General features: G+C 55.0%; 25 protein-coding genes. 9 read left to right on the top strand and 16 right to left on the bottom strand.

All coding sequences use genetic code 11. From position 1 onward, the window contains the following. Position 1 precedes the first annotated feature (1 nt). From J5M57_RS22450 to J5M57_RS22385, 14 genes are all read right to left on the bottom strand, one after another. Complete coding sequence (locus tag J5M57_RS22450) at positions 2–187, bottom strand: hypothetical protein (RefSeq protein ID WP_047291936.1); 186 nt, start codon at positions 185–187, stop codon at positions 2–4. Between the two features lie 101 nt (positions 188–288). Further along, on the bottom strand, positions 289–726 hold the full coding sequence (locus J5M57_RS22445; protein WP_243435047.1) for a phage tail protein: 438 nt from the start codon (positions 724–726) through the stop codon (positions 289–291). 2 nt (positions 727–728) lie between these two features. Then, complete coding sequence (locus tag J5M57_RS22440; RefSeq protein ID WP_243435048.1) at positions 729–3,254, bottom strand: phage tail protein; 2,526 nt, start codon at positions 3,252–3,254, stop codon at positions 729–731. Next, on the bottom strand, positions 3,255–3,890 hold the full coding sequence (locus J5M57_RS22435; RefSeq protein ID WP_207847247.1) for a phage tail protein I: 636 nt from the start codon (positions 3,888–3,890) through the stop codon (positions 3,255–3,257). After that, on the bottom strand, positions 3,887–4,882 hold the full coding sequence (locus J5M57_RS22430; RefSeq protein WP_207847249.1) for a baseplate J/gp47 family protein: 996 nt from the start codon (positions 4,880–4,882) through the stop codon (positions 3,887–3,889). The genes J5M57_RS22435 and J5M57_RS22430 overlap by 4 nt, the downstream gene beginning before the upstream one ends. After that, the gene (locus J5M57_RS22425; RefSeq protein ID WP_003222189.1) at positions 4,879–5,211 is read right to left on the bottom strand and encodes a phage baseplate protein; all 333 of its coding nucleotides are present in this window, start codon (positions 5,209–5,211) and stop codon (positions 4,879–4,881) included. The genes J5M57_RS22430 and J5M57_RS22425 overlap by 4 nt, the downstream gene beginning before the upstream one ends. 14 nt (positions 5,212–5,225) lie before the next feature. Next, positions 5,226–5,834: a phage baseplate assembly protein V gene (locus J5M57_RS22420; protein ID WP_064586204.1), complete on the bottom strand. Its 609-nt coding sequence runs from the start codon at positions 5,832–5,834 to the stop codon at positions 5,226–5,228. A gap of 1 nt (position 5,835) precedes the next feature. Further along, positions 5,836–6,357, bottom strand: a complete 522-nt coding sequence (locus J5M57_RS22415) for a hypothetical protein (protein ID WP_207847251.1) — start codon at positions 6,355–6,357, stop codon at positions 5,836–5,838. Positions 6,358–6,430: 73 nt separating this feature from the next. Further along, positions 6,431–6,772: a phage holin family protein gene (locus J5M57_RS22410; RefSeq protein WP_003222183.1), complete on the bottom strand. Its 342-nt coding sequence runs from the start codon at positions 6,770–6,772 to the stop codon at positions 6,431–6,433. A 144-nt stretch (positions 6,773–6,916) separates the two neighbouring features. Further along, positions 6,917–7,348 carry a tail fiber assembly protein gene (locus J5M57_RS22405; protein ID WP_169841199.1) on the bottom strand — a complete coding sequence of 144 codons (432 nt, stop codon included), beginning with the start codon at positions 7,346–7,348 and terminating at the stop codon, positions 6,917–6,919. 171 nt (positions 7,349–7,519) lie between these two features. After that, the gene (locus J5M57_RS22400) at positions 7,520–7,963 is read right to left on the bottom strand and encodes a tail fiber assembly protein (protein WP_207847260.1); all 444 of its coding nucleotides are present in this window, start codon (positions 7,961–7,963) and stop codon (positions 7,520–7,522) included. 80 nt (positions 7,964–8,043) lie between these two features. Then, positions 8,044–8,448 carry a tail fiber assembly protein gene (locus J5M57_RS22395; protein WP_169841201.1) on the bottom strand — a complete coding sequence of 135 codons (405 nt, stop codon included), beginning with the start codon at positions 8,446–8,448 and terminating at the stop codon, positions 8,044–8,046. A gap of 511 nt (positions 8,449–8,959) precedes the next feature. Continuing rightward, the gene (locus J5M57_RS22390; protein ID WP_207847819.1) at positions 8,960–9,694 is read right to left on the bottom strand and encodes an XRE family transcriptional regulator; all 735 of its coding nucleotides are present in this window, start codon (positions 9,692–9,694) and stop codon (positions 8,960–8,962) included. Positions 9,695–9,963: 269 nt separating this feature from the next. Next, entirely contained in the window at positions 9,964–11,961 is a 1,998-nt protein-coding gene (locus J5M57_RS22385) for a tetratricopeptide repeat protein (RefSeq protein WP_207847263.1), read from the bottom strand. Positions 11,962–12,382: 421 nt separating this feature from the next. Here J5M57_RS22385 and J5M57_RS22380 point away from each other — a divergent pair, with 421 nt between their 5' ends. The 9 genes from J5M57_RS22380 (at position 12,383) to fdxA (ending at position 22,908) form a co-directional block, all read left to right on the top strand. Further along, positions 12,383–14,098: a sugar phosphate nucleotidyltransferase gene (locus J5M57_RS22380; protein WP_207872002.1), complete on the top strand. Its 1,716-nt coding sequence runs from the start codon at positions 12,383–12,385 to the stop codon at positions 14,096–14,098. Continuing rightward, entirely contained in the window at positions 14,095–14,499 is a 405-nt protein-coding gene (locus tag J5M57_RS22375; protein WP_207847267.1) for a GtrA family protein, read from the top strand. The genes J5M57_RS22380 and J5M57_RS22375 overlap by 4 nt, the downstream gene beginning before the upstream one ends. Next, entirely contained in the window at positions 14,496–15,194 is a 699-nt protein-coding gene (locus J5M57_RS22370; protein ID WP_207847269.1) for a glycosyltransferase family 2 protein, read from the top strand. Before J5M57_RS22375 ends, J5M57_RS22370 begins: the two co-directional genes overlap by 4 nt. After that, positions 15,191–15,796 (top strand): phosphatidylinositol-specific phospholipase C/glycerophosphodiester phosphodiesterase family protein, encoded by a 606-nt coding sequence (locus tag J5M57_RS22365; RefSeq protein WP_207847271.1) that lies wholly within the window; start codon positions 15,191–15,193, stop codon positions 15,794–15,796. The genes J5M57_RS22370 and J5M57_RS22365 overlap by 4 nt, the downstream gene beginning before the upstream one ends. Then, complete coding sequence (locus J5M57_RS29145) at positions 15,769–17,847, top strand: hypothetical protein (protein WP_207847273.1); 2,079 nt, start codon at positions 15,769–15,771, stop codon at positions 17,845–17,847. The genes J5M57_RS22365 and J5M57_RS29145 overlap by 28 nt, the downstream gene beginning before the upstream one ends. After that, positions 17,847–18,605 carry an HAD family hydrolase gene (locus J5M57_RS22355; protein WP_207847275.1) on the top strand — a complete coding sequence of 253 codons (759 nt, stop codon included), beginning with the start codon at positions 17,847–17,849 and terminating at the stop codon, positions 18,603–18,605. The genes J5M57_RS29145 and J5M57_RS22355 overlap by 1 nt, the downstream gene beginning before the upstream one ends. Further along, the gene (locus J5M57_RS22350) at positions 18,592–19,602 is read left to right on the top strand and encodes a class II aldolase/adducin family protein (RefSeq protein WP_207847277.1); all 1,011 of its coding nucleotides are present in this window, start codon (positions 18,592–18,594) and stop codon (positions 19,600–19,602) included. The genes J5M57_RS22355 and J5M57_RS22350 overlap by 14 nt, the downstream gene beginning before the upstream one ends. A gap of 248 nt (positions 19,603–19,850) precedes the next feature. Then, positions 19,851–22,421 (top strand): DNA mismatch repair protein MutS, encoded by a 2,571-nt coding sequence (gene mutS / locus J5M57_RS22345; RefSeq protein ID WP_207847820.1) that lies wholly within the window; start codon positions 19,851–19,853, stop codon positions 22,419–22,421. A gap of 163 nt (positions 22,422–22,584) precedes the next feature. Continuing rightward, positions 22,585–22,908 (top strand): ferredoxin FdxA, encoded by a 324-nt coding sequence (gene fdxA, locus J5M57_RS22340; RefSeq protein WP_003222178.1) that lies wholly within the window; start codon positions 22,585–22,587, stop codon positions 22,906–22,908. Positions 22,909–23,529: 621 nt separating this feature from the next. Here fdxA and rpoS read toward each other — a convergent pair. Together rpoS and J5M57_RS22330 are read right to left on the bottom strand one after the other, a co-directional pair. After that, entirely contained in the window at positions 23,530–24,540 is a 1,011-nt protein-coding gene (rpoS, locus tag J5M57_RS22335) for an RNA polymerase sigma factor RpoS (RefSeq protein WP_169841205.1), read from the bottom strand. A 105-nt stretch (positions 24,541–24,645) separates the two neighbouring features. Then, the gene (locus J5M57_RS22330; RefSeq protein ID WP_169841206.1) at positions 24,646–25,527 is read right to left on the bottom strand and encodes a peptidoglycan DD-metalloendopeptidase family protein; all 882 of its coding nucleotides are present in this window, start codon (positions 25,525–25,527) and stop codon (positions 24,646–24,648) included. Positions 25,528–25,654: the final 127 nt, after the last annotated feature.

Raw genomic sequence — 25,654 nt, 5'->3', positions numbered from 1 at the left:
TTCAGTCAGCCTTCTTGGCAGCGGCCTTTTTGGCCTGGGTGGTAGGTGTTTTCAACTCCAGTCGACCGGCGCTGTGCAGCGCACTGGCCTCGACGTCGAGCAGATCAAGGTCTTGACCGACGCTCGACCAGTGCCCACCGCCGGTGGGGAATGGGACGAGCACGGTGTAGGTTTGGCGGGTTGCCATTTTTCGTTTCTCCATAAACGGGAAAGCCCCTCGTGGGGAGGGGCTTGGCGGGTGTTGGGTGTTTTTTGCGGGAAAGAAAACGCCCCGGAGAGGCGGGGCGTTTATTGACAAGCTTCAGGTATCCACGACGGAATGACCGGCCGATGTTCAGCAAGGGGAAACTTTTGCCCTTCTGGCCAGCTACGGAGCCGGCTGCGAAATAGCTGCAATTCGACATATTGCTCTGAGCTGAGCGTTGTCGTAATGCCTTGTTCTTGCTCATCACGGTGACGCGCTACCAAATTGTCCGTATGCAGTAACTCGCTATCGCGCCAGGCTCGTTCGGATGTAGCCAGCGCCTCTTCAGACAAACTCGGCCCATCTACCATTTGAGGCAATCCCTCTGCGCTTGGCCTTACGACCTTTCCAGCCGGAAGTGGTTGGGCAAAAAGATTTCGATAGATTTCATCGGCAATCGACAGCGCGTCTGGGGGAATCTCGCTATGGAATCCCTTCAGATAGACCCCGCCTGTTGCTGCTGAATAAAGGTACTTTCCCATGATCAATTTCCTATTGCGATGTATGAAAGCACGGGGGTATTACCTGTTACACCGCACGCGTACATCCAGAGAGCGCCCACGTTAGTTCTGTTTTCAAGTGATGTATTAGTAAATGTATTCGCCGTAATTCCGGTTGCGATACCGGTTGTCGTGGCAAATACACCATTTGGAAATGCGATGGGCCATGTAACCGGTGTAGCAAGAAAGTTATTCACGCTGCTGTAAGTAGCCCCTTTCACTTGCCCCCACTGAATGATCAAACCACCGAGCCAATTCGGCAACGCGATATAACCGTTTACAGCCAAGCTGATTGCAAACCCTCGACGCAATTTTTTGGGCGTGACAATTGTAGAGTCGTCAGTCCCTTCTACCGTTTGAGTCTGGGTGGCAACCTTCGCCGTACCCTGATTGGTTTCCGATGCCTGCTGCGCGAGAACGGTCAGCGGTGCAATGTCGATGCTTCCCTGGTTGATCGGCGCGTTCCAGGCTTTGATGCACCACATGACGGCGAGGTTGCGTGGGCGAGTCTCCGTGCCACCTCCTCTCATGGGGCCACTGTACAGACCACCGATACCGTTACCCGCGAACCCATTCACTTGGTCGTTCGACAAATATGATTTCAGGCTGCCACCGGCCGTACCGTAAACCTTGCCCCATACGCTCTGACTTACAGAAGCGTTTGAAACACCAGGGATCCCCGGAACAGCAGTGTTATCTACTAGATACGAATCCGTGTGGACGTGGTTGATTACACTTTCACCCTCAACCGTTCCAATGCCACGGCCCGCGTTAATTCCCCGTCCATGATCCCAGCCACGCAGGAACTCGCCTCGCGTCTCAGGCAACCGAAAGTTGCCTGCACCCTCGTTGCCCTTGTTGTAAGTGGTGCCGAGAAAAGCGGCCAGATCCGGATAGGTCGCAATACTTTGCACACTGCCATCCAGTTCCAGATAACCGGGTGCAACAATTCCCGTTGGGAACGCTAGAACAGCGCCAACCGGGACGGCGGACTTGAGCCGTTCGACTTCCTTGGCAAGCGCGGCGACATCAATGGTTCCCTGATTGACCGAGGCGTTCCAGGCTTTGATGCACCACATGACGGCGATGTTGCGAGGTCGGGTTTCGCTTCCACCTGAGTTAACCGTGTTAGTAGTCGCGACCAACTGCGCGAAATCTCCCCCAGTAGAGGACAAGAAGCCGCCTTCAGCCAGTGGCTGAGCGACTCCATTTACGAGACCGGTTGCTGCACTTCCATAAGGATCGATGTTAGCTCTTACAGCATCAAAATAACGGTGATTGTGGCTTTCGTTCTGGCCTAGCTGGTAGGTACCAATGCTTCGCCCCCCGTCCACACCTCGCCCATGATCCCAACCACGCAAGAACTCCCCTCGCGCCTCAGGCAAACGGAAATTCCCAACGCCTTCATCACCCTTGTTGAACTTGCCCCCCAGATAAGCGCTCAAGTCCGGGTAAGTCGCGCTGCTCTTGACGCTGTTGTCCAGCTCAAGAAAACCCGGCGGCGGTGCATCCACCGGGAACGCGACAATCGAACCCACAGGCAACGCCGATGCCTTGGCAATCAACGCCTCGACTTCAGCCTTGGTGTACGAATCCTTGATCCCGAACCCGGCCAGCGTTTCAGGATTGGCCCCGGCAGTCGCCCGACCATACTCATCAACGGTCAGACTCTTGTAAGTGCCGGCAGCAATCCCGGTACGCCCGGCGAGCATCTTGAACGTCAGCGCAGTTGTGCCGAGAGTGATCGGCGCGTTGGTGGTCAGGTGCCACAGCGAATCTCCGTTCGCCGCGCCCTCCTCCACCATCACCGTCAGGCCAGGCGTGACCTTGGCACTGGTATTGGCATCAGTCGCCCGCACCCAGTCGCCATTGGCGACAATCCACAGACCGTTGTCCTTGACCAAGGTCTGATTAGCCGCCAACACACGGTCGCCGGCAATCACGGCCACGCCGTCGATTTGCTGGGCACCGTTCAACACGATGTTGGTGGATGCAGCGACGCGCACCGATTGCTTGCCATCGAGTTTGCCGAGTTCTTCGGCGAGGTAACTCATGACCCACGCACGAGTGGCTTTCACCACCGTGTCATCAATCAGCAGCGTCACCAGCGACGCATTACTGGTCTCGAAAATCGAGCGAATGTAGAACTCTTTTCCCGAGCCCGACGTCGCCAGCACCGGTTTGAACGATTCCGGGTATTTGACGATGGCGTAAAGAATCCCGGTATCAGTCCACAGCCCGGCTTCACGTACATACCAGCCGCCAACATCTGGCGGAATGGTGACTTCGGCGAGCAGCCAGCTCGGATTCTTCTCGTCCTGGAACAGGGCGTTGAGCGGTCCGCGCCAGACTTCGCGCTTCAGCGCGGTGGCGGTCGCGGCCGGGTTGTAGACCGAGCCGCCGCCGTCGCCAACGGAAATCTGCGTCAACTTGATCGGCGTACCCGCGGCCTTGCACGCCGTTTCGTAGGCAATCCCTGCGTTGGTGAGCAGGGTGTAATAGTCAGCCATTCAGGCCCCCTGAGGATAAATAGTGGATGTTTCGACGGTGTACATGCCGGCAGCCAGGAACGCCTCTCCCGAGGTTTCGAGCCCTTCGATGAACACCGGATAAACCGTGGTCAGCTCACCGCAAAAGGTCGCAGCGGCAATGGAATGACTGCCGAACGCGCTCAAGCCCACCGTCACCGAAAGAATGTCCCGCTCGCTCTTGGCATCGGCCAGACGACGGTCGAGACGGGCATCGATTTCTGCGCTGTAAGGTTGGTCGCTGAACGCACGCACGGTGAAGCTGTAAGGCACACCGGGCGGCGTCTGTTCGTACCAGGCGCGGACTTCGGGGCGCAGCTGCAAACCCTTGGCTGCGTTCTCCAGCGCCTTGCGAGTGCCGGCCTGGCGCGCGGTGGGCCAGGCCAGTTCGACAGTGAGGCGTTTTTCCGCTTCCGGTGCGCTGGTGCTCCATTCGGCGACGCCGCGATCCGCCGCCAGATACGGCAGGAATGCGACCGGTGTCTCGCTCGGGTTCATCAGTTCGGGGAACGGCGGCGGGATGCGATCAAGCAATGCGCCAAAGCCCAGATCCAGTCCACGTTCGAGTGCCGAGCTGTTAGCCGGCAACAAACTCGGACGATGCGTTGACTCACTCATAGCGTCAGCACCTCGACCTCGACCGCCGTGCAATACGGCGCCTGAAACGCAGTGGTCACGATGGGTGCCAGCGGCTCGAGAATCTGCAGTTGCACGGCGCCGGCGCTGTGCAGCGTGTAGTCGATCCAGCTCGGATCGACCCGCCCTTCGAGGCGATGGCAACTGTCGGCGTAGGCCTGCAATTGCTGTTGCGCGGCGACTTGGGTCAGACCCGAATCGGGGCCGGAATTGATCTTCGCCACCACGCGAATCTTGTAGCGCTGAATTTCAGCAGCCTTGACCGTGACCAGGTCGGTTTCCGGTCGTACATCAGGGCGGGCGAAGTGCTGACGCACGCCATCGAGCAATGCGGCGGATGGCATGCCATCACCGTCGCGGGACAATACCGTGACCTGCACTTCACCCGGCGCGGTGCGCCGACCATTGCCGTCCTTGACCTGTGCAGCGAGGCCGTCCGGGTTGAAGGTGTAGGTGACATTCACCACACCGGTGTCGGTGGATTCAACCTTCACTGTTGGCCGTTCGCCGAGGGTGAACACCTCGCGGCGATACTGCATCCGCGAGCCCGCTGCCGGGGCATGCGGCGCCAGGTAATAACGCAGCCGGGCGTCGTCGTCGCTTTCATAAATCGGTGGTACCGGCGGGAAGGCCGCCGGATCGCCCGGGTCGAGCAACTGCCGCTCCAGGCCCATGTCCGCCAGCCGTGCATCGAGATTGCTGCCGGTCGCCCACCACGCCAGCATCTGCTTGATGCGGGCGTTGTATTTGCGTTCGTGGGTTTGCAGGCGTACGCAGAAAGCTTCGAGCGCCAGGGTCAGCAGTTCGCTTTCGTTATCGAGGCTGGTCTTGAGTTTTGCCGCGCTTTCGGGCGCTCGGGCGCCGACGTATTCGACGACAAAGGTCTTGAACTCGGCGAGCAGGTCTTCGAAGGCGTCGACGGTGATCAGCGCCGGTTCGGCCAACTGATTCTGGCCGGGGATCAACATGCTCATGTCACTACCTCGAAGGTCTGTTGACGGTTTTTCCAGGTGCCGGCGAAACGCAGCAGCAAACCGGCACCCTGACGGCTGGCGACGATCACGCTCGGCTGAAAATCGCTGATCCCGTTCTGCGCGTTGTAGAACGCCTGAGCCGCGTGGCTCTGCGCCAGAAGCAGAACGTCGTCACCGAGGTTCTGTCCCAGCAGCGTGGGGATCAACGAGCCATAAAGGGGCCTTTTTTGCCGGGTGCCCAGCGGCGTGGTCAGGGCCCGGGTCGCGCGCTGCACAAACTGCAGCCAGTCGTCGACCGTGGCCCCGGAGTCTCTATCGATTCCGATCATGGGAAGCTCTTGATTCAGGGGCTGATGACGCGGCCCTGGTGATCCACCAACGGGCCGCTGAAGTGCACGCCCGAGGCGTCGATGCTCAGGCCGACGGCACCCAGTTGCAGGTTGATCGCCTGTGGGGTCATCGCCAGTCGCGCCGGGCCGATGCTCAGTTGCAGCGATTCGCGGGAACCGGTGAAAGCGGCCGGCCCGTTCTGCCAGTGCAAGGTGTGGCTGGCGTCGTCGTAACCGCTTTCACTGCCATCGACATGCACCCGGCGCGTCAGCGTCGGCACCGTTGCCGCCGGCGGAAAGCGGTCACTGTTCAGGCCGAACAACGCCACACTCTGCGCCCCGCTTTCGCCACTGCCGTAGTTGAACAGCAGACACTGCTCGCCCACGGTGGGAATCCGCGATTCGCTTTGGGCGCCGGCACTCGGGTTGAAGAATTTGATCGAGGGCGTGAGCAACCCGCCGTGGCTGACCTGGCAGGTGTTGCTCGCAGCGTCGACTGTCTGGCAAATACCGATGCGGCAGAAGCTTTCGGCGCGGCGGTGCAGGTCGTCGATTTCCGCTTCCATTTCCGCCAGGCGCTCGATGATCGGGCCGAGTTGCATGCGCAATAGTCCATCGAACATCTCAGGCCTCCAGCGCGGTGTATTGGTCGGGGTCGTCGATGTTGCTGACCTCCCAAGTACGGGCGAATTTCGGTGTACCGAGCGGGTCGTCGAGCAGGGTCGGGCCGAGGTAGAGGGTCTGGGTGAAGGTCAGCGTCCAGGCTTTGAATTGCTGGTCGCCTCGAATCAACAGTGACGGCAATCCATCAATATTCATCGGCACATCACATTGATCGCCCGGCAGGCTCCAACGGTTGTCGGTGATCAGGTTTTTCAGTACAGCAATCAGATCGCAGGCGGCGAAAGCGCTGGCGGATACGGCCGGAATGACTTGCAGCGATACGGTCATGACGTGGGCGATACGCCCGTCAGCGGAGCGTACTCCCGGTGCATTACGATCAAAGTCGATCAACGCCCAGGCCTGAGCGCCTGGTGTTGTGAAGTCTTCGTGATTGCCGACCTGCAGATTCAGGCCGGCGCTGTTGCGCAAGGTTGTCGCCATCGCCGTGAACAGCTGCGAAGGCTGCTGGATCGGTGCGGGCATGCATGACCTCCTTTTCGATTGTCCACGCGCAGCCCCGCCGCACACTGTGCAGCGAAGCGGGAAAGTGGGAGCGTTACTGTGGATCGCGGGGTGGGGGCACTTCGCAGACGCCAATACGCTTGGCGGCCCAGCGCTCGTAGAGGCCGATGGCCACATCGGCACCCGCCATGGCGGTCAGGCAACCAAAAGCGCCGGCAGCCCAGATCGACAGCCCGGCGGCGTACAACAGCATGATCGCCGAAACGCCGCAGATCATGCAGGCACCGGAGCGCAGGGCCAGACGCCGCAGCAATGACCAGCCACGAGCGCCCTCCTTGTCGGCACGCCACATTTCGCCGGATACCCCGCCCACTACGGCGAGGAGGATGACCAGCCAGATCGGCATGTCCGCCAACGCTTGTTGCTCGTTTGTCATCTCACGCCTCCTGGTATTAGTTGATGAATGTTGTGTGTTGGGTTCAAGCGATGTCTCTTCAGGTAGGCATTCCAAAAAGCCCGGCGCAGGGCCAGGCTTTTCAGTAATGCGCCCCCGGTGACGGGTTTGACGCACGTGCCAGCATCAGAAAGGCGCTACCGGCCAGTTGATGGTGTATGGATAACCGGACTGTTTTTCTACACGGGCGACACCCACGTAGAACTGCTTGTACGCCAGCAATAGCGCTTCCTCTTCAGGCGTGGCAACGCCCAGATCGATGCTGTATTGCAGTGGATTCAACTTCAGCCAGTTGACAGCGGCGCTCAGCAATTCCAGTTTCTTCGCGGTTGCCTCATCAGCATGGTCTTGATAGGTCAATTCACTGAAGACCCAGTCAACAAAGTTTACAGTGCTGGCCTTCCAGCCCACCTGGACGGCGGTATTGTTTGTGATATCAACCCAGTGACCATTCACACCATTTGGGTAATAGGTGGGTTTTTCATCGGCTTCCACGATTTCCAGAACTTTGTGGACGACGTCCGAATAATAGTATTGAACAAAAGCGAAACGGCTCATTTACTTATCCTGATAACAACTGATAGCGAATGTTTTTCTTGCGTCCTGCGCGCCTGCAAAACCGCGTAACTTGTTTGACGGGGTGTAAGCACGGAAGGCATTCCAGAAGCCCGGCACGGAGCAGGTTTTTCCAGCAATGCCGAGGCAGTTTTTTGTTTGCGGGAATACCCGTTAGAAGGGAGCCACCGGCCAGTTGATTGCGGTTGGATAACCCGATTGGCTTTTGACTTCGCTAAGAGCGATGAAGTACTGCTTATAAGAAAGCAAGGCTGCTTCCTCGGCAGGCGTAGCGATCTCAAGATCCTTCTTGTATTGCAACGGGTTGGAAACCAGCCACTGGATGGCTTCTTCCTGTTGCATTCGAATACGAACGGGGGCAATGACCAGATAGTCTTCGTAGGTCAGTTCCACGAAGTTGAACACACTGAAGCCATTATCCCAGGACTCCACCGCCTTCCACCCGACTTGAACGGTGGTATTACCTGTCGCATCGATCCAGGTACCCGACACCCCTTCAACCGGCGTGGTTGGCAGGCCTTGCTCCGTATCCAGAATCTGGATAACCACTGGAAAACTTGTGGTGTAGCGGTAGCCGATATAAACGTAACGATTCATTGTTGATTCACCTGTACATATTGTTTGTGTTTGTCTGCCTTTGGATCAGCGTGAGGATCAGCGTGAGGATCTTCGCGCCATCAGTACGGAACGACTGGCCAGTCAATTGCCACTGGATAGCCGGCCTGCTTGTCGATATCGCTGACAGCGATGCAGTAGTTCTTGTGTGCAACCAACAACGCCTGCTCTTGAGGGGTGGCGACGGCGACATCCACTTTGAATTGCAGCGAGTTAAGCAGCAGCCAGCCAGCAGCCACATTCAGCAACTGCCACTTCTGCTGTTCGGCCGCGTTGCGCAGGTCTTCGTCGGATGGCGGCGTAAACGTCCAGACTTCATTGAACGTTGCCCCCCAGCCAACACGGATTTCAGTATTACCCGTGACATCAACCCAAGAGGAGGATGGCGAAGCAGGTGCATCCGGAGCGACTTCACTTTCCTTGAGTTGAGTAACTCTGTTGTATTCAACCAGTGCATAGAGATTCATTTCGTACTCCTCGCTTTTGTTGGTTCATGGATGTCGTGATGAAATCAGGCAGGCATTCCAAAAAGCCCGGCACTGAGCACCGGGCTTTTCAGTAATGCGCTCCTTCGCCTTCCTTCAAATCCTGTGTTCAAGAAGGAAGCTGACTTTTCGGCGCTACTGGCGCGGTACGAGTCCATTCAAATTGTTTTTCCGACCGCGGTCCCTGCCCGCCGGATAACTGCTCTTGGTGCTTTACGCTGCACACCCGGGTCAGTTGCCAACCCTCTGAACCGTTGAGGCCGGTTCATCGCTGCCTGTTCTTGTGGAACTAAAGAGCTGTCTTGCCAGCCGCTTTGTCGAGCGGCTTGGTGGCAAGAATATGCATGTATGCATATCCAGTCAATGCGTAAATGCATTTATTTATGCACGAGAAATGCGTAGATGCATGAAAACCGCGTTGCATAAGGGTTTGAGGTTTTGCGCAGACGAAAAAAAACCCGCCGATGGCGGGTTTTATCTGACTGGATTGCAGTTAACGGGCGTACATGCCCCACCAGAAGACGTGACCGAGGATGACGATCTGCTCGTCCTGCATATCCTGGAAGCTGTAGTCCTCGTCTGGATGCTCATCGCGATTGAAGCTGCGCAGACGGATGCCGGTCGGCAGGCGGTAAAGCTGCTTCACGCGCAACTGACCGTTGTGATTGATCGCGTACAGGTCGCCATCGATGATGTCGCCGATGCCACACTTGCCCGCATTCACACCGACGGTGGCGCCGTCACGCAACACCGGCAACATGCTGTTGCCGCGCACCGTCACACATTTGGCCTGGTCGAACTGCACACCGTTATGGCGCAGGCTGCGCTTGCCGAAGCGCAGGCTAGAGCGTTCGCTCTCTTCAATGACGAATCTTCCTGATCCAGCAGCCAATTCAACCTCGCGAAGAAAGGGCACCGACACCTCGTCGTCATCGACAGGGGTATCGTCGTCCCACAGGCTTATGTCCTTGAGTTCCGCATGCACGTCATCGCGCGCGCCGCCGGTCGCGTTCGCGACATCTGCGCGGCCGCGCAATTGATCGGTGCTCACATTGAAGTATTCGGCAATCTTCGAAATGTGTTTATCCGAAGGATCGACGATCTTCCCGCTGAGAATCCGCGAGAGCGTGGATTGAGGCACGCCGGTGCGACGGTGGAGCTCCGTGGGGGAGATCCCGTGCTGGTCGAGCAGTGCTCTTAAGACGGAGGATACGTTGCGTTTTTGCATAACGCGCATAGTGCTTGAAGTTTTTTCGGAAGACAAATGCTGATTTGCATATTTCATACAACCCGCATTCTGATACCCACTGCCGCTCGCCTCAGGCATCGAAGCATCGGATACGGTACAACCGCCACAACCCAGGTCAGCCCTATCAGGGAACGCACGGTATGCAAAGTAATCTTTGTATACCGAACGCCCTACTGAAACCACAAAGACTTACATTCGTGCATTTGCTAATTGCTCGGCACGCAAGAAGCTCATCGCCCACAACAAGGCTACTTTGCCTTTAGTTTCAGGCTTTCAAGAACGTTTATCGCATCTTGACTGCCGTTTAGCGCAGCCTTCTGATACCAGACGCTGGCTTCGACCTTGTTTTCAACTACCCCGACCCCGGTATCATAGGCTCGTGCCAGCCAATACTGAGCTTCGGCGCTATTTGCAGCAGCTGCTTTCATATACCAGTTCACGCCTTCGCCAGGATTTTTGGCGACACCTTGCCCTTCACTGTACATTCGCCCCAGAACAAGTTGAGCATCTACATTACCATCGACGGCCCGTTTCAATATATGCTCGACACTTTCAGGCACATACTTGGTGCCCATCAGAACAATCGAGGGCTGAGATTGATTGCTTCTCTGGTATGCGACATCGACAGGTTGCTCAAAGATAATCTGAATTCGCTTGAAGGATTCAATATATTGACCCGATAACTGGGTAAACAAAAGCAGCCCTCCGGTACTTGGCAGAACCCGGCGAGCGCGCAACTCATGCACTTGCCCCTGCATATCCTCAACAAGTGCTCGGCCACGTATGTCACTATCGGAATCGGAGGCAGGCTTAATAAACAAAGCGATCGACACCAGGTTTCGGCTCTGAACAGACGCAGATACCGGCACTTCCAAAAGGTAACCCTCATCGCTCTTTTTAATTTGTTTTAATATGTAATCCTGCTCTGCCAACGGCGTTATCCGTTCACAGTTTCTTCCGTACAGCCATGGAAAAGGATCAATAGGAACACACAAGGGCGTGACACCTTGGTCAATAGCACCCGAAAACTCCTTCCAATAGGAGTTTCCAAGACCCGGAGCAACCCACTGACGACTGATCTTGGTGCCATAGGAAGCCCAGCCAGCGCCAATAAACCAAAGAGAGAAAATCACCACGGCGGCCAGGCGTCCGAAGCGAAGCCTGGCAGTAGCCGACGCCAAAATGGCCGCACATGCAGCGGCAACAAATACAAACCCAATGTAAGCAGTCAGTACATACCTGGAAATTCTGAAATCGGACAAAACTGGCTGAAAGGAATCGGTCCAGACGAGACTAAACGCCAAACAATTCAACAGCGCCGTGAACGCTACCAGGCCGACCCCGATCAACAATAGAGGACGGGCTTTACTTACCTTTGCAAACGCCAATCCGAGGATGGTCAACACCAGGGAACCGACCACTGCAAATGTGCCAAAACCGGCCTGAAAGTCAGGACCCAGTAAAAAACGTCCGAACAAGGTCACCGTATAAACGACTGCTAGGTAGCCTTTGTAGAACAAAGAGACATCACTGTGTTGCAGAGGCGTCCACCCTGTATTCGCGCTTACGACCATCCGTGCTATCTGCAACAGGCAAACCATTACAGAAACGACAGCAATTGCCCTGATACGTCCTGGCCTCAAGAGTGAAGCAAAGACCAACACTGGGAGAATCGTCATTACCGCTGGTTTCGAGACGAATAGAATGGGTACTAACCAAGCCCAAAGTGGCAGGTCATTTTTTCGATCGCTCAATGCAAGAGCGATTACAGCGCCAATGAAGAAAACTGAGAAATAAGTAAAATTTATAAATGTACGGCTTTCAAAGTCAGCAACCATCAAAACAGCTATAACAACCAGAAAACGCAAGCCGTCGCTTTCGATAACAGCTCGAAACCGTTCGAATAAAAAAGAGCAGATCAATAGCGAGATAAGTGCAACCGACATCCAATTATAGTAATACGGCACAGACACTGCCGGAATTGAAAGCAACGCACCTATATAAGCGACAATACGTTGCGGCAAAGGCACGTACCCCGCGTCCACAGCGAAAAAATTCTGATAAAGCGATGGAGCATTTGCATTATCAAAATAGTTAGGCCCCATTTCCGCCCACATTGCACCACCCAACAACCAACCAGGCTGCAGGAGCAGTAAATAAACCACATGAAACAAAACTGCCGCCCAAAAGAATATAGCGCCTCTTCCGAGGGATTTATTTCTATTTGGGGATTCTACGGATTGCATAAAAAATTCCCTGGTTGAAAATCAGACAAAACTTCCGAAAAAATCAGAGCGCCCTATTCGCTAAGGACATCACAGTCCACCTGCCCCCCCTTCTATGGGACAACAGATCAAGGCGTTCATCCCCCCTCCGATGCGCGGGATGATACCTGCCAGCCCTGCTTGTGGCTAACACAAGTCGAAGCAAATTGCTGAAGCAAACCAGGAATAACCGGGCTCTGGCTTTGCATTAATGGATGCCAAAAGCTGATCCACGGTAAATGAATTGCTCCTGTCACCGGATTTTCAAAAACAAGAGTCGAAGCCGGACCTCAGTTCATCGCTAGCTCGTCCCACGCCTGCAACGGGCAGATTTGGCCACTCACAGGCCTTCTAAAGCGCCGTACCAAGACGTATAATCGCGACACTCAAAGCTTGCTGCACCGTGGTAGCTTTCGATATCAACCAAGTACATGGCGAGGACATCTTGCAAATAATCATTCCAATGTCAGGCTTTGGTGAACGGTTCCGCCGTGCCGGTTATACCGTTCCAAAACCGCTAATTGAAATAGACGGCAAGCCTATCATTGCACATGTTCTTGATATGTTTCCTGGTGAGCAGGACGTCATTTTTATTTGCAATCAGGATCATCTTGATAATTCCGACTACCGTATGGAGTCGATCCTAAAGAATCTTTGCCCGACGGGTAAAATCATTGGCATACCTGCGCACAAACTCGGACCTGTCTATGCTGTCCGCCAAATTGAGCACTTGATCAAACTCGACAGCCCGGTCGTGGTTAACTATTGTGATTTTACCTGTTACTGGGATTGGCCACATTTTAAAAACTTTGTAAAGACTACAGGCTGCGCCGGTGCAATACCTGCCTATAAAGGATTCCACCCCCACTCTCTGGGCAGCACTAATTATGCCTATATTCGAGAGACTTCAGGCGCTGTACAGGACATTCAGGAAAAACAGCCTTACACCAATAATCGAATGGATGAGTATGCTTCCAGTGGTACCTATTACTTCGACTCAGGGAAGACGATGGTCGATGCGTTTCGGCAAACCATGGATCAGCAACTAAACGTCAATGGAGAATATTATGTCAGTCTGGCCTACAAGGCGTTACTGGCCGACAGCCGTTCTGTAATGGTTTATCCGCTCCAGCACTTCATGCAATGGGGCACACCCGATGACGTCAGAGAGTATAACGGCTGGTCTACGGCATTCAGAAAGATGAACCAGCCGTCCGCCCCTCTCTCTGCCCCAGCCACCGGCGCGCTGATTATTCCAATGGCCGGTATGGGTCAACGATTTACCAACGAAGGTTATGCGCTGACCAAACCCCTGATACCTGTTTCAGGCAAACCAATGGTCAATCAGGCAACTGACGATTTGCCTAAAGCCAAACATCATGCATTCGTCATTCGCCAAGACATGCCGGGGTATGCCGAAACCGCGGAGCAACTTGAATGCCTGTATCCAGGTACGGTAATCAAGACAATTCCCAACGTTACACAGGGACAGGCCTGCACAGCGTTACTCGGTCTTGATGCACTAGAGAGCGTCATTGGACACATTGACGGTCCGATTACTTTCGGCGCCTGTGATAACGGTGCTCTTTATGATGAACAGGCGTTTCGAACCCTGATCGACAATCCTGAAGTGGACGTGATTGTCTGGGGCGTGCGAGGCCATGCAAATGCGATCCGTCAGCCACAAATGTACGGCTGGATCGACTCGGAGAATGGCCGAATTCTTCGTGTTTCGGTGAAGACACCACTGGCGTCTCCAGAAACAGACCCGATCATCCTGGGAACTTTCACTTTCCGGCGTGCAGAAGACTTCCGTTTGGCAATCTCTAATTTGATTCAGAGAGATGGTCGTATCAACGGTGAGTTCTACATCGACTCGGTTATCAATGACGCAATTGAAACAGGCTTGCGTTGCGAGTTGTTTGAGGTAGACAGCTTTCTATCTTGGGGTACCCCGAACGACCTGCGCACGTTTGAATATTGGCAATCCTGCTTCCACAAATGGCCAAGTCACCCTTATCGATTGCAGAACGACGTACGAATTCCACCGCAAGCCGTTGTAGAGCTGGAATCGCGTTACCAGGCGATACTACCCGAACTCCCTGGCTCAAACGTATGATCCTGCGCGAGCTTAAGGTCTTTTTAATCGTTGGAATCTTGACCGTTCTCATCGATTTCCTGACCTACCGCGCCATTGTCTGGACCGCGTGGCTGGATATCGACATGGCCAAAGCAGCTGGTTTTCTGGCAGGTACCTTATTCGCCTACTTTGCAAACAAGAGATGGACGTTTGATCAAAGGGAACATGCGCCCGGGAGCGCATGGCGCTTTATACCGCTTTACGCGATCACTTTGGGCGCCAATGTCTGGGTAAACTCGATATGCCTGAGTCTGCTCCACTCGTTGCCCGGTTCAATCCAGATGTCGTTTCTGTTCGCCACGGCAGTGTCCGCCGCGCTCAACTTTCTGGGAATGAAGCTGTATGTGTTCAAAGCACACACTACTAAGGAGAGGCCATGAAGTTTTCGCTCGTCATTCCCTGCTACAACGAGTCGGCCAGCTTGCCGTTATTGCTTGAACGCTGCAAAGGCTTGGTTGCACAAAATGGCGTAGAGGTCATTTTGGTCGATAACGGATCTACCGATAGCACACCGCAAGTACTGGAAAGCCTGCTACCTGCTTATCCCGGTTGCAGAAGTGTGCGAGTCGACGTTAACCAGGGATATGGCCACGGCATTCTTTGTGGCTTGCGCGCCGCCGAAGGCGACGTTCTCGGGTGGACGCATGCAGATCTACAAACCGATCCAATGGACGCACTGCGTGGGCTAGCTCTCTTTGAGCAATATGGACCGGAAATTTTCGTCAAGGGTCGTCGCTATGGTCGCCCCTTTGCGGACGTCGCGTTCACGTTTGGCATGAGTGTCTTCGAAACCATTCTGCTGGGTAAGCCCATGTGGGATATCAACGCTCAGCCCACTATGTTTTCGAAAGCCTTCTTTTCGTGCTGGCAGTCAGCTCCCGCGGATTTTGCACTGGATTTATATGCCTACCATCTGGCACAGGCTGAAGGACTGAAAATTCATCGATTTGCGGTTCGCTTTGGTGAGCGCCACCATGGTGTATCCCACTGGAACGTCAACTGGGCTGCCAAAAGAAAGTTTATCCGCAGAACTATCGATTTCAGCTTGCAACTTAAAAAGAGTCTAAGGAAATGAAGCTCATCTCGCATCGGCGTAATACTCGCCAGGAACTCAATGCCACTGATGGAAAATACGGTATTGAAGTCGACATCCGCAGCTTCGGAAATGAGCTGGTCATCCACCACGACCCCTACACAAAGGGTGAGTCGTTCGAGGAGTGGGTTAATGACTATCGTCACGGCACGCTGATTTTGAACGTGAAGGAAGAAGGGCTGGAGGCTCGCCTGATTGCGCTGATGAAAGAAAAGGCAATTGAGGATTATTTCTTTCTGGATCAGTCATTTCCGTTCCTGATCAAGTGGTCCAAAGCGGGTGAACGCCGATGTGCTGTGCGCGTATCAGAGTTCGAGTCCATCGAAACGGCTCTGACACTTGCCGGAAAAATTGAATGGGTATGGGTCGACTGCTTTTCCCGCTTTCCGCTCAGTCATGAAGACGCCACGCGCTTGCAGAATGCTGGCTTTAAGCTGTGCCTGGTATCTCCAGAGTTGCAAGGCCGGGATGCAGAGTCGGAAATACCGTTACTGATAAACATGCTGAGTGAACGCAACATTGTTGCGGAAGCCGTCTGCACCAAAAGACCCGATTTGTGGGAAAAATTGGCGACGAAGGCATGAAATCAAAGCTATTTATCCACCCGCTCTTCCTGATCGGCCTGGCACTGCGCCTTCTGCTCATATTGTGTATCGCTCCCGCGTCCATGACAGATTGGTATGTGCCCTTTCTGGATACTAGCATTAGTACATTAACACTCGACCCGTGGGCTACGTGGCTTGAACAAGGGGGAAATATCGCTGCGTTTCCATATGGTTACGTCATGTGGATAGCCTTCACACCTTTGATAGCGCTGTGCAAGATCCTTTCAATACCGCTTTCTGTGGGTTACGGCCTTACCTTGCTTGGCGCCGACCTGCTGTTATTGATTGTTTTGCAAAAACTGATCCCAAATCGCGATCGCTTGCTGCTGGCAGTCTATTGGTTGTCGCCCATAGTGATCGTGGGCAGCTATGTACTGGGCTTTAATGACTTGATTCCAGTGCTTCTTCTTGCTGGCTCACTTTACTTTATCAAACGTGCCCGATTGGTCATCGCGGGACTGATATTTGTCTGTGCGGTATCTGCGAAACTCAGCATGGTGCTGGCCCTGCCTTTTTTCTTGGTTTACTTGCAGCACAACCGACCGCTACGTCAATTTTTACCGCGTTTTCTGCTCGCCCTTGCGGCGGGTGCCTTAGTCACGATATTGCCATTCCTTCTGTCCAATTTCGGTTTGAGCATGCTTTACAACAACCCGGAAATTCAAAAGGTCTACAGGCTAGCCATCAGCATCAACGACAAAAACCTCCTGTACATTGTACCGCTTGCATACTTATTGATGATTTATGCGACCTGGAGAATTAAACGGCCTAACTTTGAACTCTTTCATTCGACACTAGGCGTCGTTTTTTTACTTGTGGTGCTCATGACACCTGCGTCACCGGGGTGGTTTATTTGGGTCATTCCTTCTCTGGTAGCTTACCAGGCAGCCAGTGACCGGATTGCTATTGTGATTACCGGAGTTTTCTCGCTGCTCTACGTCGCGAGCTCGGCGCTGATCATCTCTGATCTCGGGGTAGCCGCTCAACAAGTGACCTGGTTACCGCAAATCGTCAGCCAGTGGTTGCTAAACGGCAAGTTGTCTTCTCTGATCCATACGGCCATGGTTGCGACGGGCATTATTCTAACCCTTCGGATATGGCGTGAATCTGTCAGTCGAAACGACTATTTCCGACTGAGTCGAAAACCTTTCGTCATTGGTGTGGCTGGAGATTCCGGGGCAGGCAAAGATACCTTTTCAGACGCCATCAAAGGTCTGTTCGGAGGCCACTCGGTAACGACGCTATCTGGCGACGACTACCATCTGTGGGATCGCCAGAAACCAATGTGGCAAGTGATGACTCACTTGAACCCGATGGCCAACGACCTAGAAGGTTTCGCCAATGATCTGGTATCACTGACGGACTCAAAACCCATCCACTCTCGCCACTATGACCACCACACGGGTCGCATGAGCCGCCCCTTCGTCATCAAAAGCAATGACTTCATCATCGCAAGTGGCTTGCACGCTCTGTACTTGCCGATCTTGCGCGAGTGTTACAATTTGAGTGTCTACTTGGATATCGACGAGGATTTGAGGCGCCATTTCAAGCTTCAACGTGATGTTCACCAGCGCGGACATACGGAAGAAAAGGTGCTCTCGTCTTTCGCTCGCAGAGAACCCGATTCCGCACGTTTTATACGCCCTCAGGCGGCACATGCCGATCTCGTGTTGTCCTTGCAACCGATACACCCGCGCATTCTCGATGGGGCAGACAAAGAACGTCTTCTGCACTTCAAGATTGTGGCCCGTTCGTGCAATGGCTTGAACGAAATGTCGCTGGTCCGGGTGCTGGTCGGGGTTTGTGGGCTGCATGTCGATATGTCGACCAATGACGATGCGACTCAAGTAGAGCTGACTATTGAAGGCGAAACCTCTGCTCAAGATATTGAGATGGCCGCGAGGATGATCTGTCCAAGGGTCTTCGAGTTTCTGGATCTGGCGCCCCAATGGCAGGATGGCGTAATGGGGCTGATGCAGCTGATCACTCTCTCTCACATCAATCAAGCACTCACGAAACGGTTTATATAGTGAAAATTCTTGCACCTGAGCGGTTTGACCGGCTTCCCGACGCCATTTTGTTCGACACCGACAATACTCTTTATCCCTATGATCCTGCGCATGCGGCTGCGCAGCAGGCGATCCGGGATAAAGTCGTCAACACCTTCTCTATCAAACCGGAAGTTTTCGACGCCGCTTTCAAGGAGGCTCGTCAACAGGTAAAGACCCGGCTCAAACACACCGCTTCATCTCATAGTCGCCTGTTATACCTTCAACGTATGCTGGAAATCATGGGACTGGGTTCACAAGTCCTTCTGGCGCTCGATTTTGAACAGACGTATTGGCGTACCTTTCTCAGCAATGCGGTTCTATTCGACGAGGTCAAAGACCTTCTTGACGACCTGAGACTAATGGGAATACCCACTGCGATCGTCACCGATCTGACGGCCCAGATTCAGTTTCGCAAGGTAGTCTACTTTGGGCTTGATCATTATTTTGATTACATCGTGACCAGCGAGGAGGCAGGTTACGACAAGCCTCATCCGGCACCATTCGAGATTGCCCTAGAGAAAATGCGTCCAAAAGGCAATTGCATCTGGATGATTGGCGACAACCCAATCAACGATATCCGAGGTGGCCGCGAGCAAATCAACGCGGTCACATTGCAAAAGATTCATACCGGGACCCCAATGGGTACCGGCGAGAACACTCCGGACGCCGCATTCACTGAATTCAAAGAGCTACGTCGCCTGATTTCCAGATTGAGGGACAAACATGAACATGCATGAGTCCGTGCGAAAATTCTGCGCAACAATCGGTGAAAATCCGCTACTGGTTCAAGGCGCTGGAGGAAATGTCTCTTGGAAAGAAGACGCTACTTTATGGATTAAAGCGTCGGGCACTTGGTTGGCTGAGGCGATAACGAACGAAATTTTCGTTCAGGTTGAGCTCAAGAACCTCACCCAGGAACTGCTAAACAAAAACTATAGCATCACGCCTCAAATGATCGAGCCCGGTTCATTGAAGCCTTCGATCGAAACCTTGCTTCACGCACTAATGCCCCACCCAGTAGTCGTTCATCTGCACGCGGTGGAAGTGCTTGCTCATTTAGTGCGTGAAACATTCGAGCTTTCCGACTATCCGGATTTCGACACCACGTTGAATGCACGGGTAGTGAACTATTTAAAACCAGGGGCCGATCTCGCAAAAGGCGTTGCTGATCAACTTGAAAACTCGAATCAAACCCGTGTCATTTTTTTAAAGAGTCACGGCATCATCCTCGGTGGCGAGAGCATCGAGGAAATAGATAACCTATTGAGTTATCTGACAAAATTCTTCAGGACTCAGCCAGTACACTTTGGTCCCATGGAAGTACCCTTGCCAATAAGCCTGGTGTGCGGCGCAACATTCAACCCTGTGTCGGACGTCAGACTTCATGAGCTTTCATTGAACCCGGAGCTCATCACTCGTATCAAAGAGAGCTGGGCTCTCTATCCTGACCATGTGGTGTTCATGGGTGCCCAAGCCCATATATTTGAGAGCCGTGAGGATGCTCAACGCCAGCTATCGGCATGCGAAGAGCTCCCCGACGTTATTTTCATTAAAGGCGCAGGTACCTTTACAATTGAAAAAATAAGTAAAGCAAAGAGTGCTCAACTTACTTGCTATTACGACGTTATAAAAAGACAGCCCGCTGATACGGTGCTCTCAACACTGAGAGAGTCCGAAATTGCCGAACTTCTCAATTGGGATGCCGAGAAGCTCAGAATTCAACTCTCAAAATAGTCATCATCGGGGAATGGCTCGATGGGCAGTCTTCGCGCGTGCGCGTCTGCTCGAGCCTCACCCGCCATGGTAACCTTGCATTCATTGCAAAAACGATGGGCAAGAGTTTCATCTCGCGGACAGTGAATAGCTGACGCGTGCCCGCGGCACCAAGCTGCATCGGTCCCGCGATCTAATCGCCTATCAAGACGCCCTCTTTTCGCCCCACATTTGTGAAAAAAAGCGCTAAGCCATTGATGAATAAAGCCATTTCAGATCTGTCCTCCCACACTCCGATGATGCAGCAATACTGGCGACTGAAGAATCAGCACCCGGATCAGCTGATGTTCTATCGCATGGGCGACTTCTACGAGATCTTCTATGAAGATGCGAAGAAGGCTGCCAAGTTGCTCGACATCACCCTGACCGCGCGCGGGCAGTCGGCGGGACAGGCGATTCCGATGTGCGGGATTCCCTACCACGCGGCGGAAGGTTACCTGGCGAAACTGGTCAAGCTCGGCGAGTCGGTGGTGATCTGCGAGCAGGTCGGCGATCCGGCCACCAGCAAGGGTCCGGTGGAGCGTCAGGTGGTGCGGATCATCACCCCGGGCACGGTCAGCGATGAAGCGCTGCTTGATGAGCGCCGCGACAATCTGATTGCGGCAGTACTGGGTGACGAGCGCCTGTTCGGTCTGGCCGTTCTGGACATCACCAGCGGCAACTTCACAGTGCTGGAGATCAAGGGCTGGGAAAACCTGCTGGCGGAACTGGAGCGGGTCAACCCGGTGGAACTGCTGATCCCGGACGACTGGCCGAAAGACCTGCCGGCGGAGAAACGCCGTGGCGTGCGTCGTCGTGCACCGTGGGATTTCGAGCGTGATTCGGCGCTGAAAAGTCTCTGCCAGCAGTTCTCCACGCAAGACCTGAAAGGCTTCGGTTGCGAAACCCTGACCCTGGCCATCGGCGCCGCTGGTTGCCTGCTGGCCTACGCCAAGGAAACCCAGCGCACCGCCCTGCCCCATCTGCGCAGTCTGCGTCACGAACGCCTGGATGACACCGTGGTGCTCGACGGTGCTAGCCGTCGCAACCTCGAACTCGACACCAATCTGGCCGGTGGCCGCGACAACACCCTGCAATCGGTGGTTGATCGTTGCCAGACCGCCATGGGCAGCCGCCTGCTGACCCGTTGGCTAAATCGTCCGCTGCGCGATCTGACCGTGCTGCTGGCGCGCCAGACCTCGATCACTTGCCTGCTCGACGGTTACCGCTTCGAAAAGCTGCAACCGCAGCTCAAGGAGATCGGCGACATCGAGCGAATTCTGGCGCGGATCGGCCTACGCAATGCGCGGCCTCGTGACCTCGCCCGCCTGCGCGACGCGCTCGGTGCCCTGCCGCAACTGCAAGTGGCGATGACCGACCTGGAAGCGCCGCACCTGCAACGCCTGGCCACCACCACCAGCACCTACCCGGAACTGGCGGCGCTGCTGGAAAAAGCCATCATCGACAACCCGCCTGCAGTGATCCGCGATGGCGGCGTGCTGAAGACCGGTTACGACAGCGAACTCGACGAGTTGCAATCGCTGAGCGAAAACGCCGGGCAGTTCCTGATCGACCTCGAAGCCCGGGAAAAGGCCCGCACCGGCCTGGCTAACCTGAAAGTCGGTTACAACCGCATTCACGGTTACTTCATCGAACTGCCGAGCAAGCAGGCAGAATCCGCGCCGGCCGATTACATCCGTCGCCAGACTCTCAAAGGCGCCGAGCGCTTCATCACGCCGGAACTGAAAGAATTCGAAGACAAGGCGCTGTCGGCCAAGAGCCGTGCCTTGGCCCGCGAGAAAATGCTCTATGAGGCGCTGCTGGAAGATCTGATCAGCCAACTGCCACCGCTACAGGACACTGCCGGCGCACTGGCCGAGCTGGACGTGCTGAGCAACCTTGCCGAGCGTGCGCTGAACCTTGACCTGAACTGCCCGCGGTTCGTCAGCGAGCCGTGCATGCGCATCACCCAGGGTCGTCACCCAGTGGTCGAGCAAGTGCTGACCACGCCGTTCGTGGCCAACGACCTGAGCCTGGATGACAACACCCGGATGCTGGTGATCACCGGTCCGAACATGGGCGGTAAATCCACCTACATGCGCCAGACCGCGTTGATCGTGCTGTTGGCGCACATCGGCAGCTTCGTGCCGGCGGCCAGTTGCGAGTTGTCGCTGGTGGACCGGATCTTCACCCGGATCGGCTCCAGCGATGACCTGGCCGGTGGCCGCTCGACCTTCATGGTCGAGATGAGCGAAACCGCCAACATCCTGCACAACGCCACCGAGCGTAGCTTGGTGCTGATGGACGAAGTCGGTCGCGGCACCAGCACTTTCGATGGTCTGTCGCTGGCGTGGGCAGCGGCTGAGCGTCTGGCTCATTTGCGCGCCTATACTTTGTTCGCGACGCACTACTTCGAACTGACCGTGTTGCCGGAAGCCGAACCGCTGGTGGCCAACGTGCACCTCAACGCCACCGAGCACAACGAGCGCATCGTGTTCCTGCACCATGTATTGCCCGGGCCTGCCAGCCAGAGTTACGGCCTGGCCGTAGCGCAACTGGCCGGCGTGCCGAGCGAAGTGATCGTGCGTGCCCGTGAGCACCTGAGCCGACTGGAAGACACCGCATTGCCGCATGAAGCGCCCAAGCCAGCCGTTAAAGGCAAGCCGGCCGCCCCGCAGCAAAGCGACATGTTTGCCAGCCTGCCGCACCCGGTGCTGGATGAGTTGGCGAAAGTGGATCTCGATGACCTGACCCCGCGTCGAGCGCTCGAATTGTTATATGCACTTAAGAACCGGATCTAAGCACCGAAGAACCGGATATAACGCAAACGGCTTCAAGCTGTTAGAATCTCGCGCGGTTTGGGATGCTGCTGGCTAATAGCCTGGCTGGCAGACATCGCTCCCGAACCTGGCGACCCCAACCGTGAAGGGGCAACGCTGCCGCCGCCTGAGGAGAAAATTAGAAATGACCTTCGTCGTCACCGACAACTGCATCAAGTGCAAGTACACCGACTGCGTAGAAGTGTGTCCGGTGGACTGCTTTTACGAAGGCCCGAACTTCCTGGTAATTCACCCGGACGAGTGCATCGACTGCGCGCTGTGCGAGCCAGAATGCCCGGCCGTGGCCATTTTCTCCGAGGACGAAGTTCCGGAAGATATGCAGGAGTTCATCCAGCTGAACGTTGAGTTGGCCGAAATCTGGCCAAACATCACCGAGAAGAAAGAATCGCTGCCGGATGCCGAAGAGTGGGATGGCGTCAAAGGCAAGATCAAAGACCTCGAACGCTGATCTGTCGCGTGTTCTGAAAAGGCCCCTTGCGGGCCTTTTTGCTTTTTGGCCTTTGGCTTTTCAAGGGCAAAAAAAAGGGGCGGTTTGACCCGCCCACATTTTTTCCCTATTCCCTGTATTCCTTTTCATCGTCCTGATGAATCGCGTCCTGCGATGTCCATTCCCCTCTTCCGTGAAGGGCGTGTCTGTCCGTCGACACAGTGCTGATACTAAAGAGTTCCCCGCCGAGAGCAATCGCCCCTGACGGGCGAAAAACGCTGTAATAAGCACTTCACATTAAAAAATAAGCTTATAAATCAGTTATTTAATAGTCAGCGCCAAACATAATCGACGTCTGCCGTCTTGCAAAAATAGGGAATTCTTACGACAGAGTAAGCCAAGGCTTACACCGCGAGACTACAAACGATGGAAGTGCCGACCGTACGTCCGACAATGAACTTTGTGGCGAGGGAGCTTGCTCCCGCCGGACTGCGCAGCAGGCCCTGTTCGAGATAAAGCGGGGCACTTCGTACCCCGGCGGGAGCGAGCTCCCTCGCCACAAGGAATTCCATTCCGTGCTCAAGCAGGCAACAAAAAGCCCCGAACCAGTCGGGGCTTTTTATGGGCGGTCGTCAGAGGCGCTTACTGAAACAGCGACTCGCTCGACAGGCCATTCTTCTCGAGGATTTCACGAAGGCGCTTGAGGCCCTCCACCTGGATCTGCCGCACCCGTTCCCGGGTCAGGCCGATCTCCAGGCCTACGTCCTCCAGCGTGCTGCTCTCATGGCCGCGCAGGCCGAAGCGGCGTACGACCACCTCGCGCTGCTTGTCGGTCAGTTCCGAGAGCCATTGATCGATGCTCTGCGACAGATCGTCATCCTGCAGCAGTTCGCACGGATCGGTCGGACGGTCATCCGTCAGGGTGTCCAGCAGGGTTTTATCCGAATCCGGGCCCAGCGAGACGTCGACCGAAGAAACGCGCTCGTTCAGGCCGAGCATGCGCTTGACCTCAGCCACTGGTTTTTCCAGCAGGTTGGCGATTTCTTCGGGTGAGGGTTCGTGATCGAGCTTTTGCGTCAGCTCCCGTGCAGCGCGCAGGTACACGTTGAGCTCCTTGACCACATGGATCGGCAACCGGATGGTCCGGGTCTGATTCATGATCGCGCGCTCGATGGTCTGACGAATCCACCAGGTCGCGTAGGTCGAGAAACGGAAGCCGCGCTCGGGGTCGAACTTTTCCACCGCGCGGATCAAGCCGAGGTTGCCCTCTTCGATCAGATCCAGCAGCGACAGCCCCCGATTGACATAACGCCGGGCGATCTTCACGACCAGCCGCAGGTTACTTTCAATCATGCGCTTGCGCCCGGCAGGGTCGCCACTTTGCGACAGACGCGCAAAATGAACTTCTTCCTCCGGGGAGAGCAGTGGGGAAAAGCCGATTTCGTTGAGGTACAGCTGCGTGGCATCGAGTGCCCGAGTGTAGTCGATGTACTTGTGTTGTTTAAGTGAAGCGGAGTGTTTGGATTTGGAACGAACGGAAGGTGGAGCAGCCCCTTCATCATTCGACATCGAAGATTCCGAATCGATGCCGGTCTCCATAAGGAGAACCTCATCGTCGATGTCAAACTCCGGCACTTCTTTACTGAGAGCCATTGTTATAGTCCTTTGGTGAGTTCGACCCCAAGCTCAAGCGACGCCTTTATCCTTGGCAGCGCTGGAGCCTGTCCCCTCTACGCGACGGAACAGGCTGGCCTCAAATCAACGTTTGGGCAGGAACTGCAGCGGATCTACAGGTTTACCTTGGCGGCGAATCTCAAAATGCAGTTTCACCCGGTCTGTACCCGTTGACCCCATTTCGGCAATTGTCTGTCCGACCTTGACCTGCTGCCCCTCCCGTACCAACAGCCTGCGGTTATGTCCGTAGGCACTGACGTAGGTTTCGCTGTGTTTGATGATGACTAATTCGCCGTAGCCCCTTAAGCCACTCCCGGCGTAAACCACCGTCCCATCAGACGCAGCTAAAACAGGCTGTCCCAAATCTCCGGCGATATCAATTCCTTTATTCAAACTACCGTTTGAAGAGAATTTTCCAATCAGAATGCCATTAGATGGCCATCCCCAGCCGGTCGGGGCTGGCCCCGGTGGAGGCAGTGGAGCCGCGGTCGATTTGTTGGCGACGGACGGTGCAGCCCCCGCAGAACCGGCACCGGAACCGGTCACCGTGGTGGTCGTCGTGCCATTTGCCTGGCGCCGGATTACCGTGGTTTTGCTCGACGAAGACGGCGAAGAGCTGCTGCCGCTGGCTACTGTTGCGGGTGTTGAACCGCTGCGACCATCGAAGCGAATTGTCTGACCCGGATGGATCGTATACGGCGTAGGAATATTGTTCCGCGCCGCGAGGGCTTTGTAGTCCCAGCCGTAGCGAAAAGCGATGGAAAACAGCGTATCGCCCGGACGGACTACATACTGCCCGGTCGTGACGGCCGGACGCTGGGCCGCCGCGTTGTTGCGATCGACCACGCGCACGTTACTCGACTTGGTGCTGGAGCAACCGACCAGCAAGGTGCTCAATACAAGGCCAGTCACCAGGCGCTGAAAGCTCGTGTTACCCATACGCTGCGCAATGACTGTGAGACTCACCCGCCGCTCCCTTTGTGGTGGCTGAAATATGTGGAATGCCGTATTGCGGCACGTAGTGTCGCAAGTATAACGGGCCGAACAGGCTTTACCGTTAAAGATGCGAAAACGCTTCACGCACACGTTTGCC

This window comes from Pseudomonas sp. 86_A (assembly GCF_017491705.1).
In the GTDB taxonomy this organism is placed as follows: domain Bacteria; phylum Pseudomonadota; class Gammaproteobacteria; order Pseudomonadales; family Pseudomonadaceae; genus Aquipseudomonas; species Aquipseudomonas koreensis.
This window is presented reverse-complemented; position numbering and strand designations above follow the sequence as displayed.

Bases quoted from the DNA above. Each gene is read 5' to 3' on its own strand.
- J5M57_RS22450 (WP_047291936.1), bottom strand. From the start codon at position 187: ATGGCAACCCGCCAAACCTACACCGTGCTCGTCCCATTCCCCACCGGC.
- J5M57_RS22445 (WP_243435047.1), bottom strand. From the start codon at position 726: ATGGGAAAGTACCTTTATTCAGCAGCAACAGGCGGGGTCTATCTGAAG.
- J5M57_RS22440 (WP_243435048.1), bottom strand. From the start codon at position 3,254: ATGGCTGACTATTACACCCTGCTCACCAACGCAGGGATTGCCTACGAA.
- J5M57_RS22435 (WP_207847247.1), bottom strand. From the start codon at position 3,890: ATGAGTGAGTCAACGCATCGTCCGAGTTTGTTGCCGGCTAACAGCTCG.
- J5M57_RS22430 (WP_207847249.1), bottom strand. From the start codon at position 4,882: ATGAGCATGTTGATCCCCGGCCAGAATCAGTTGGCCGAACCGGCGCTG.
- J5M57_RS22425 (WP_003222189.1), bottom strand. From the start codon at position 5,211: ATGATCGGAATCGATAGAGACTCCGGGGCCACGGTCGACGACTGGCTG.
- J5M57_RS22420 (WP_064586204.1), bottom strand. From the start codon at position 5,834: ATGTTCGATGGACTATTGCGCATGCAACTCGGCCCGATCATCGAGCGC.
- J5M57_RS22415 (WP_207847251.1), bottom strand. From the start codon at position 6,357: ATGCCCGCACCGATCCAGCAGCCTTCGCAGCTGTTCACGGCGATGGCG.
- J5M57_RS22410 (WP_003222183.1), bottom strand. From the start codon at position 6,772: ATGACAAACGAGCAACAAGCGTTGGCGGACATGCCGATCTGGCTGGTC.
- J5M57_RS22405 (WP_169841199.1), bottom strand. From the start codon at position 7,348: ATGAGCCGTTTCGCTTTTGTTCAATACTATTATTCGGACGTCGTCCAC.
- J5M57_RS22400 (WP_207847260.1), bottom strand. From the start codon at position 7,963: ATGAATCGTTACGTTTATATCGGCTACCGCTACACCACAAGTTTTCCA.
- J5M57_RS22395 (WP_169841201.1), bottom strand. From the start codon at position 8,448: ATGAATCTCTATGCACTGGTTGAATACAACAGAGTTACTCAACTCAAG.
- J5M57_RS22390 (WP_207847819.1), bottom strand. From the start codon at position 9,694: ATGCAAAAACGCAACGTATCCTCCGTCTTAAGAGCACTGCTCGACCAG.
- J5M57_RS22385 (WP_207847263.1), bottom strand. From the start codon at position 11,961: ATGCAATCCGTAGAATCCCCAAATAGAAATAAATCCCTCGGAAGAGGC.
- J5M57_RS22375 (WP_207847267.1), top strand. From the start codon at position 14,095: ATGATCCTGCGCGAGCTTAAGGTCTTTTTAATCGTTGGAATCTTGACC.
- J5M57_RS22370 (WP_207847269.1), top strand. From the start codon at position 14,496: ATGAAGTTTTCGCTCGTCATTCCCTGCTACAACGAGTCGGCCAGCTTG.
- J5M57_RS22365 (WP_207847271.1), top strand. From the start codon at position 15,191: ATGAAGCTCATCTCGCATCGGCGTAATACTCGCCAGGAACTCAATGCC.
- J5M57_RS22350 (WP_207847277.1), top strand. From the start codon at position 18,592: ATGAACATGCATGAGTCCGTGCGAAAATTCTGCGCAACAATCGGTGAA.
- fdxA (WP_003222178.1), top strand. From the start codon at position 22,585: ATGACCTTCGTCGTCACCGACAACTGCATCAAGTGCAAGTACACCGAC.
- rpoS (WP_169841205.1), bottom strand. From the start codon at position 24,540: ATGGCTCTCAGTAAAGAAGTGCCGGAGTTTGACATCGACGATGAGGTT.